The sequence below is a fragment of the Rhodococcus sp. R1101 genome (assembly GCF_000278445.1).
In the GTDB taxonomy this organism is placed as follows: domain Bacteria; phylum Actinomycetota; class Actinomycetes; order Mycobacteriales; family Mycobacteriaceae; genus Rhodococcus; species Rhodococcus gordoniae.
In genome coordinates this window covers 1-9368 of sequence record NZ_AJVB01000118.1, presented here as the reverse complement: position 1 = coordinate 9368, position 9368 = coordinate 1, and the positions used below count along the sequence as shown (strand labels likewise).

6 protein-coding genes, 1 pseudogene and 2 riboswitches are annotated in these 9368 nt (G+C 67.9%); of the genes and pseudogenes, 4 read left to right on the top strand and 3 right to left on the bottom strand.

Annotation, left to right across the window (positions count from 1 at the left end; genetic code table 11):
• Positions 1–785: pseudogene (locus R1101_RS26360) on the top strand (SDR family oxidoreductase); the annotation flags it as partial.
• A 277-nt stretch (positions 786–1062) separates the two neighbouring features.
• Here the strand turns inward: R1101_RS26360 and metE are convergent.
• The 3 genes from metE to R1101_RS0110200 all read right to left on the bottom strand — a co-directional run bounded on the left by metE (position 1063) and on the right by R1101_RS0110200 (position 6245).
• Positions 1063–3345, bottom strand: coding sequence for a 5-methyltetrahydropteroyltriglutamate--homocysteine S-methyltransferase (gene metE, locus R1101_RS0110215; RefSeq protein ID WP_016933336.1), 2283 nt, complete (start codon positions 3343–3345; stop codon positions 1063–1065).
• Between the two features lie 145 nt (positions 3346–3490).
• A riboswitch (cobalamin riboswitch) is annotated at positions 3491–3692 on the bottom strand.
• Between the two features lie 222 nt (positions 3693–3914).
• Complete coding sequence (locus R1101_RS26355) at positions 3915–5417, bottom strand: PepSY-associated TM helix domain-containing protein (RefSeq protein ID WP_016933334.1); 1503 nt, start codon at positions 5415–5417, stop codon at positions 3915–3917.
• 309 nt (positions 5418–5726) lie between these two features.
• Positions 5727–6245 carry a hypothetical protein gene (locus R1101_RS0110200; protein ID WP_157179140.1) on the bottom strand — a complete coding sequence of 173 codons (519 nt, stop codon included), beginning with the start codon at positions 6243–6245 and terminating at the stop codon, positions 5727–5729.
• A 217-nt stretch (positions 6246–6462) separates the two neighbouring features.
• A riboswitch (cobalamin riboswitch) is annotated at positions 6463–6596 on the top strand.
• A gap of 287 nt (positions 6597–6883) precedes the next feature.
• Between R1101_RS0110200 and R1101_RS0110195 the strand changes: the two genes are divergently transcribed.
• From R1101_RS0110195 to R1101_RS0110185, 3 genes are all read left to right on the top strand, one after another.
• A complete protein-coding gene (locus R1101_RS0110195; RefSeq protein ID WP_232284722.1) occupies positions 6884–7900 on the top strand; it encodes an ABC transporter substrate-binding protein in 1017 nt (338 codons plus the stop codon).
• Positions 7901–7908: 8 nt separating this feature from the next.
• The gene (locus R1101_RS0110190; RefSeq protein WP_026003111.1) at positions 7909–8994 is read left to right on the top strand and encodes a FecCD family ABC transporter permease; all 1086 of its coding nucleotides are present in this window, start codon (positions 7909–7911) and stop codon (positions 8992–8994) included.
• Positions 8991–9368: iron chelate uptake ABC transporter family permease subunit (locus tag R1101_RS0110185; RefSeq protein ID WP_016933330.1), on the top strand; the 378-nt coding region annotated here is incomplete at its 3' end. The genes R1101_RS0110190 and R1101_RS0110185, both read left to right, overlap by 4 nt.

Here is a 9368-nt window from a genome sequence, read left to right as displayed (position 1 = left end):
CGACCACGGTGAGGAGACAGTACCGGGGGAGCGGACGCCTCGAAGGTCGGCGCGCACTGATCACCGGAGGTGATTCCGGTATCGGTCGGGCGGTCGCGATCGCCTTCGCCCGGGAAGGCGCCGACGTCGTGCTGGCCTACCTCGACGACGAGGACGCGGACGGGCGGCGAACCGCCGAACTCGTCGAGCACGCCGGTCGACGTGCGGTGCGGATGCCCGGGGACATCCGGGAGGAGGAATTCTGCCGGCGGCTCGTGGACACGACGGTGTCCGAACTCGGCGGCATCGACATCCTCGTCAACAACGCGGCCTATCAGCATCTCGAACCCGGCGGCATCGGCGACATCTCCACCGAGCAGTTCGACCGCGTGATGAAGACGAACCTCTACGCTCTGTTCTGGTTGTCGAAGTTCGCGGTCGCCGCGATGCAGCCGGGTTCGACGATCGTCAACACCACGTCCATCCAGGCGGTGAGCCCGTCGCCCGGACTGCTCGACTACGCGACCACGAAGGCCGGCATCGTCGACTTCACCAAGGGCCTCGCCTCGGACGTGGCGAGCAAGGGAATCCGTGTCAATGCCGTGGCACCCGGACCGATCTGGACCCCCCTCATCCCTGCGACGATGCCGAAGGACGCCTACGGGCAGTTCGGCAGGGACACCCCGCTCGGACGTCCCGGCCAGCCCGCCGAACTCGCGCCCGCCTACGTCTTCCTCGCCTCCCAGGAGTCGAGTTACATCACCGGCGAGACCGTCGCCGTCACCGGAGGGGTTCCGTTCACTTGAGGATCGGAGCGCGAAACGGTCATCGGAGCGCGTAACAGCGTGCACCGGTGGCCATTCCGCGCTCCCGAGTTCTCGAGAACTGCATGTCGAGCAGTTCGGCGACGACGAGCACCACGATCACAACGGAAGCTCGGCGGCACGTTCACGAAAGCTGCGGACCGTGGTCGTTCGTGGTCATGTCATCCGCAGTGTGTGTGCGCCAGTTCTGCTCCCTGGTCAAGGGATTCGAGTGTGCGATGGGCGGGCATCGTCGAGGACCTCCTTCGTGGTGCGGTAGCTATCTGTTCAGCTCGGCACGCACGGTGGCGGCAGCGGCGACGAGATTCGCCAGTGAGGCCGTGACCTCCGTCGTACCGCGGGTCTTGAGCCCACAGTCCGGGTTGACCCACAGTCGGTCGGCGGGCACTGCCTGCAGAGCCGTGCGCAGCAGTGCTGTGATCTCGTCCTCGCTCGGCACCCGCGGCGAATGGATGTCGTACACGCCGGGGCCCACGCCGAGGTCGAACCCGACGGCGTCGAGATCGTCGAGGACCTCCATGTGCGAGCGGGCCGCCTCGATGGACGTGACATCGGCGTCGAGTTCGGCGATCGCCTCGATCACCTCTCCGAACTCCGAATAGCACAGGTGGGTGTGGATCTGCGTGGAGTCGGCGACACCGGATGTCGCCAACCGGAACGCGCCGACCGCCCACTTCAGGTAGTCGGGCTGTTCCGACACGCGCAGCGGCAGGAGTTCACGAAGTGCAGGTTCGTCGACCTGGATGATGCGCACCCCGGCGGCCTGCAGGTCCACGGTCTCGTCGCGGATGGCGAGCGCGATCTGGTCGGCGGTCTCGGCGAGCGGCTGATCGTCGCGGACGAACGACCACGCCAGGATCGTGACGGGGCCCGTGAGCATGCCTTTGACCGGCTTGTCGGTGAGGGACTGGGCGTAGACGATCCACTCGACGGTCATCGGTGCGCGGCGTGCGACGTCACCGTAGAGGATCGGCGGCCGCACACACCGCGTGCCGTAGGACTGTACCCAGCCGTTGGCGGTGGCGAAGAACCCGTGGAGCTGCTCGGCGAAGTACTGCACCATGTCGTTGCGCTCCGGTTCGCCGTGTACCACAACGTCGAGCCCCAGCTCCTCCTGCAGCGCAACCACTTCGGAAATCTCGTCCCGCATCCGCCGCACATACTCGCCGTGGTCGATCTCGCCCGCGCGCAGCGCTGCACGGGCCACCCGGATGCGGGTCGTCTGCGGGTACGAGCCGATCGTGGTCGTCGGCAACAACGGCAGATCGAGATGGCGACGCTGGATCTCGCGCCGACGGTCGGCGGGTGTGCGGGTGCGATCGGTGGAGATCGATGCGAGGACACCGCGCACCCGATCGTTGCGCAGGCGCGGATCCGAGGCCCGCACCTGTGCGGCGGTACGGGCAGCGTCGAGTTCGTCGGTGACGGCGTCGCGTCCCGTACGCAGAGCGGTGGCGAGAGTGACGATCTCCGAGACCTTCTCGTTGCCGAAGGCCAACCACGTGCGCAGCGACTCGTCGAGATCCGGTTCGGTATCGATCGTGTACGGCACGTGCAGTAGTGAGCACGACGACGACACCGCCACGGCCGCTGCGGAACCGAGAAGTGTGGCCAGCGTCGACAAGGCCTGTTCGAGGTCGGTGCGCCATACGTTCCTGCCGTCGACGACACCGGCGACCACGAGCTTGTCGGCGAGTTCGGGCAGACCTGCGATTCCGGTGGTGGTACCGGCGACCAGGTCGACGGCGAGGCCTTCGACTCCGGTATGTGCGAGTCGCTCCAGCGCCGGCCCGAGGCTGCCGAAGTACGACGCGACCAGAATCGCCGGCCGCTTCTGTGCTTGCGCCAGGGCGTCGTACACCCGTCCGATCGCATCGAGAGCAGGTCTGTCGAGGTCGCGGACCAACGCCGGTTCGTCGAGCTGCACCCAGTCGACCCCTGTGTCGGCGATCTGCGCCAACAGGTCCAGATAGTGGGGAACGAGCTCGTCGACCCGATCGAGCAGCGGTCCTTGCCCGTCGACGGGCTTCGACAGCAGCAGGAAGGTCAGTGGACCCAGGACCACGGGGCGGGCCGGCACACCGAGCTCGCGTGCCTCCGCAATCTCACCCAGGATCTTTGTGGCGTCGAGCTCGAAGACGGTGCCGGGTCCGATCTCGGGGACGAGGTAGTGGTAGTTGGTGTCGAACCACTTGGTCATCTCGAGCGGGGCGATATCGTCGGTCCCGCGCGCTGCGGCGAAACAGCGGTCGAGGTCGTCGGCGATACCCGCGACCCGGGGAGGCAACGCCCCGAGCATGATTGCTGTGTCGAGGACGTGGTCGTAGTACGAGAACGTCCCGACCGGGATCGAGTCCAGCCCGGCCGTGTGCTGACGGGACCACGTATCGGCGCGGAGTTGCGCGGCAACCGATTCCAGGCCACCGCGGTCGAGGCGCCCGGCCCAGTAGGCCTCGATGGCCTTCTTCAGTTCGCGGTTCGGTCCGATTCGTGCGGATCCGAGCACGGTGGCGGTGAACGGGGATGCTGTCGGAGCAGACATCAGGTTTTCTCCGGTGTTCGTCGCTGGTGGTCTACCGCCCGACGTACGCGTATCCCGAAACGAGCCCCGTGATCTCGACCTGTGGTCGAGGTGTTGCCGATCGGTGCACGCGCCCATTCCACGAGGCGGCATACCGTCGGGCACGGCGTGCCCGACACGATCGGCAGGTCTTCGGACTTGCAGGCACCCATCCCGATTCCGTCGAGATGGACCTAGTGGCCGTCGCTTCCCGGACTCGGTGTCCAGTGCTGGGTGACGGCGGTCGTTCCTGCATACCGCTGCGGGACAGTCCCGGATTCCCACCGGGTTCCCTCTCACACCCGGTACCTGTCGGCATCGGGTGCTTCGGCGCGCACACGAGGTCTTCGGGGCTCCTCACGACGACATGCGGCGAACCGATCGCAGCGCCGACTATACAAGGGTCGTCCCCACTGTCGGGACGTGTGGACTCGACGACGACCTCCGAGACCGGAATGCAGTCTTCCGTGAACGAATTCGGAAGAGTCGGACCGCCGGGTCGGCTCGGACCCCGTGGCAGGGTCCGAGCCGACGAGCCGGGACGACGAGACTCAGCCGGTCGCGGAGGTCGCCTCGTGGGAGGACTCGGGCGAGCGTCGGCGCTGCAGGAGACCGACGACGACGTCGACGACGAGGAAGGCGAGCAGGCTCAGTCCGAGCAGCGGGACGAACCAGCCGACGACTACTGTCGCAGCCACCACTGCGATTGCCGCGGCCGGAGGGACACGCCTCCACGTACCGCGCAGCGGGGGACGGGGGATCCGGCGCGATCCGCGCGCAGGGCGGCGCTCCCACCACATCAGGTAGCCGTACACGATGATCGTGGCCAAGGCGATCGCGAGACCGAGCAGCACCACCTGATTGAGCAGGCCGAACAGAATGCCCATGTGCAGTCCGATACCCCAGGCGGTGAGTTTGGCGGCCAGGGGCCAGTCGGCGAACCGGTTCACGTCGGTCACCGCGCCGGTGGCGGGGTCCACGGCAACGGCATCGGTGACGAACTGCCAGGGCTGGCGTGTCTCGGTGACGGTGACGGCGGTGTGCTCATCGGCCGGGATGCTCATCTCGACTCGGCCGCCGACTTCGTTCTCGGCCGCGAGAATGAGCGCCGCGTCGAGGAAGTCGATGGTGCGGTCGAGTGTCCGAGGGTCGGCGGACGCGACGCCGTGTCCACCATGGTCGTCGTGTCCTCCCGACCCGGCGGCAGCGGAGGCACCGAGTGCGGCATCTGTGGACGGGGTGGTCCAACTCAACGTGGTGCGCAGCTCACCGATGTTCTCACCGGCGTACTTCGACCAGGTCAACCCGGTGGCGGAGAGGAAGATCAATCCGATGACGATCCACATGCCGGTAGCACCGTGCCGACCGAGAGTGCGCTTCCGTCCTTGCGCGTTGCGGTCGACGGTCAGCAGACGGGCAGATTCCATGTTCCGAATGCGCTGTGTCCGGTAGCGCTGCACCCACAGATACATCCCGCCGAGGGCAACCACCCAGAGCCAGGATGCGGCGAGTTCGCTGTAGAGCCGGCCGGGCTCTCCCAGATGGAGATGCCGGTGCAGCTGGGAGATCCAGGTGCGTACCGGCAGTGCGCTGCTGCTGCCGTAGACCACCGATTCGCCCGTCGACGATGCGGTCACCGGGTCGATGAACACCGCGGTGCGTTCGGATTCCCCCAACGACGGGTCGGTGAACAGCACCCGGGTGGTCTCACCGGCTTCGGAGGCCGGGCGCACCGCCGAGACGGTCAGATCCGGCCGTAGTTGTCGAGCTGCCCGTACCTGATCGGCGACCGGCAATGCCGGACCGGAGGTGTCCACGTGCAGAAGGTCGCGGTAGAGCACCTGTTCGAGAGTCGGAGCGATCGCATAGAGGCCACCGCTGATCGTCGCGATGAGCAGGAACGGGGCGATCAGAACCCCGGCATAGAAGTGAAGTCGCATGATCAGAGGCCGCATGCTGTGAAGCGGCGGAGGGTTCTTCGTTGCAGGCCGGGCGTGTGCCGCGGCGGTGTCGTCCGCGGCGTCTGTACCGCGGTCGAGTTCGGGAACGGACATGAGTGTGTCTCGATTCGGCTGTCGTAGGGCGGTCGCCGTCTGCGCGTTTCCCGGGTGGGTTCACGTGGAAGTACGTGTGCCACGGGAGATGCGGTCGACGAAGCCGCCGTCAGGAAAGCGGGCATCAGGGGACTCGGGCAGATCGAATCCGGTCGATGCCGCTGAGGGCACGCACGCCCTGCGTTCGACCCTCCGGTGGAGGGCGGAGGCGGGACGGCGGAAAGAGAGGGAGGTCGGCCCTGCCGCCGGCGATCGCGTGTTCTCCCGCGCCGGTGACGGGCGCAGCAGAGTGATCGGGAGGGAAGCCGACTACGCCGAGGTCGGCGGTCCGCGCGTACCGGCGGCGGTGCCGGCCAACAACCACAACGACAGCGTCGCCCGATGGATCGGCGTCGCCGACCACACAACGGTCTGCACCGGCGGGACAGAAACGAGCACCAGCAGCACGCGGGTGAAGGCCGCCAGTACGTGCAGGCACGCACCTTCGACGGCGCGCACCAGAGCCGCGGAAACCACAACAGCGGCAAGGTGGGTGGCGAACATCGCGGACGACAGTCCCAGATCGTGCGCGTGGTCGTCGACCACCGTGAGGGTGGTGTGCCCGACCACCTGTCCGGCGGTCAGCGCCGCGAGGAGAAACGTCCGGTTCCGGTCGCGCACGTCGAGGGCGGCGACCGCGGCACCGACACCCGCGCACGCGGCCAGCAGCAGCACCACCGCTGATTGGCTCGGCGGCATGCCGCCACCGGCCATGCCGTGGGCAGCGATACTCACCGCCCCCGACACCGACGCCACGGCAGCACCGCGCACCTGCGCAAGCACCGGCATCCGTGAGTCCACCCCGCGAGGATAACGGTGATGCCCCTCGGGTCTGTTCTCCGGTTCCGGACAGGGCATGGCGATGACGGCGCCCTCCCGCACCGCGGTGGTACCGACGACGAACAGGACACGACCGCTACGCCGTTCGAGTGGCGTTGCACCACCACCGACCTGCACCGCGCCCGGCCCCTGCTTCGGACGAGCCGGAAAATCGGGCATGGTCGGCTCCTGCTAGCCTCGGTGCGTCCATCGCAATGGGATTCGAGGAAGCCGGTGTGAATCCGGCGCGGTACCGCCACTGTGAGCGGCGCTTCGACAAGCGTCTGCGAGCCAGATACTCACCCCATTCGTACCTTTCGGCATCGGGGCGGCATACCCCGAGAAAGGCTGCGCGAAGCCGTGCACCCATCTCTCTCTCATTCTGTCTCCGCTGTGCCTCCTCGGCGTCCGGCTCCTGCCGCAGGGCGCGCCATCGCGAGCGCCCACGCACCGGGAATCGGTGATCGGGTCGCTGCGACCCGCCCCCTCCCTGCCTCGACGCTGCCCGAGTGCCGAATTCCCCAGCGCATCGAGAGGGAGGCCGTCGCGTGACTTCGCTGAACTGTCGGACACTGACCGTCGCCGCCGCATGTCTGACACTGATCAGCGTGAGCGCATGTAGCGCAGACGAGAAGGAGAGCGCCGCGTCGGCCGACTCCATGACCGTCGAGAACTGCGGGATCGACGTCACCGTGGAAGCGCCACCGGAGCGCGTGTATGCCGCCTACCAGCCGGCTATCGAGATCGCGCATGCGCTGGGGATCAGCGATCGTCTGATCGAGACCGCCTTCCTCGACGCTCAGGTGCTGCCCGAGTACGCAGATGCCCAGGAGCAGGTGCCGTACGTCGAGAAGCTCCCCAGCCGTGAGGCGCTTCTGGCCACCGGGCCCGACTTCGTCCTGTCGGGCTACAACAACGTGTTCACCGAGGACGGCGCCGGCGACGAGAGCTTCGGCACGCGGGCAAGTCTGGCCCGCCTCGGTATTCAGAGCTGGATCCTCAGCCCGCTGTGCCCCAGCGCGGACGGACTGTCGGACGAGGCGATCGACCCCGCCACCGTGAGCGTCGAGACGATCTACGACGACCTGCGCGACCTCGGGGCCCTGTTCGACGTCGAGGAGCGCGCCGAGGAGGTCATTGCCGACCAACAGCAGCGCATCGCGGCGGTCGACCAGGTGCTGGCCGGGGCGGACCGCCCGAGCGTCGCGATCGTCCTGCTCGACGAGGGCGGTGGCATCCGAGTCGCCGGTGGCATCGACTTCGGTAACCGGATCATCGCGCAGGCCGGGGGTGTGAACGCCTTTGCCGACCTTGTCGAGCGACGCCACGTCGCGATCGACCTCGAAGAGCTGATCCGTCGCGACCCCGATGTCATCCTGACCAGCACCTGCTGCGATGCCTCCTATACCCGCCAGGACGGCGCCGAGGAGGCGCAGACGATCATGCGGAACCCGGCGCTCGCGGGCCTGTCGGCCGTGCGGAACGGTGCCGTGCATCCGTTCCTGTTCGCCGACCGCGCCGCCGGAGTCCGGATCGCCCATGCAATCGAGCTGCTGGCCTCGCTGCTGCATCCCGACCTGTTCCCGGCCGTCCCGGACGAGACCGGACAAGACGGGGGCGAGTGAGGTAGGCGGTGAGGACGGCGGCAACGACCCCAGAGCGATCTGCGGACGGTCCGGCCACGGCTGCCGGCGCGCCTGTCGTGCGTTCCGGCCTGCTGAGCGGCAACCGTACTCGTCTGCTCGGCCTCGCGGTGGCCACGATTGTCCTGGTGGCCGCGACCCTCGGCTCGGTCCTGTTCGGCACCCTGCCGGTCGGTCTCTCCGACGTGGCCGGGGCCGTGACTGGCTCAGCGGACAGTGACGTCGAGCGCGTGGTGCGATATATCCGCATCCCGCGGACCGTGACCGGACTGCTGGCCGGGATGGCGCTGGGCGTCGCCGGTGCGGTGATGCAAGGTCTGACCCGCAACCCCTTGGCGGGGCCCGGACTGTTGGGCATCAACGCCGGCGCGGCACTGGCGGTGGTCTCGGCGATGGTCGGTCTCGGCATCACGAGCGCTGCCGGTTACGTGTGGTTCGCCTTCGCAGGAGCCGCGGTGGCCGCCGTTTTCGTCTACCTGCTCGGCTCGCTCGGGCCGGGTGGTGCCACACCGGTGAAGCTCGCTCTGGCCGGGTCGGCGTTCACCGCGCTCCTGGGCGCGGTCACCACCATGATCACGCTCCAGGACGCCTCCACGATGGAGGACTTCCGTTATTGGGTCGTGGGATCGTTGACCCGTTCGGACAGTGAAACTCTGGCCGCGGTGGCGCCGTTCATCGCTGCCGGCGTCGTCCTTGCCGTGGGCCTGACCCGCGCGCTGAATGCTCTGGCTCTGGGTGACGATCTCGCCCGCAGCCTCGGTGCCCGTATGTGGATCGACCGCACCGCAGGGGCTCTCGCCGTGGTCCTGCTTGCGGGTGGCGCCACCGCTATCGCAGGTCCGGTCGGGTTCATCGGGCTCGTGGTACCCCACATCGCACGGATGATCACGGGCCCGGACTACCGCTGGGTGCTCGCCTGGACCATCGTGCTCGCGCCCATGCTGCTGCTGATCGCCGACATCCTCGGACGTGTCCTGGTCCGGCCCGAACAGCTGCAGGTCGGAATCATCACCGGCCTGGTCGGCGCCCCGTTCTTCCTCTACCTGGTCCGCAACCGCAAGGTGGTCGGCACATGAGTTCGCTGGTGCGCCGCGGTCCGACCCGCGACACGCTCTCGGTGGCCCCGCGAGGTACCTCGGTCTCCTTTCGGGTCAGCCGCTCCTCGGTGCTGCTCACCGTCGTCGCCGGCGTGGCCGCCGTTGCGGTCGCCACGGCGTCCTTGGTCCTCGGGGTGTACCCGATCTCGGTTTCCGACGCCATCACCATCGTGGGCGGCGGAGGCACCCTCATCGAGCGCGATGTCGTTCTGGGCGACCGTCTGCCCCGGGCATCGACCGGGCTCGGTGTCGGCGCGGCTTTTGCGCTCTCGGGGGCCATATTGCAGCGCATTGCCGCCAATCCGCTCGTCAGCCCCGACATCATCGGCATCAACTCCGGGGCTGCGATGGGC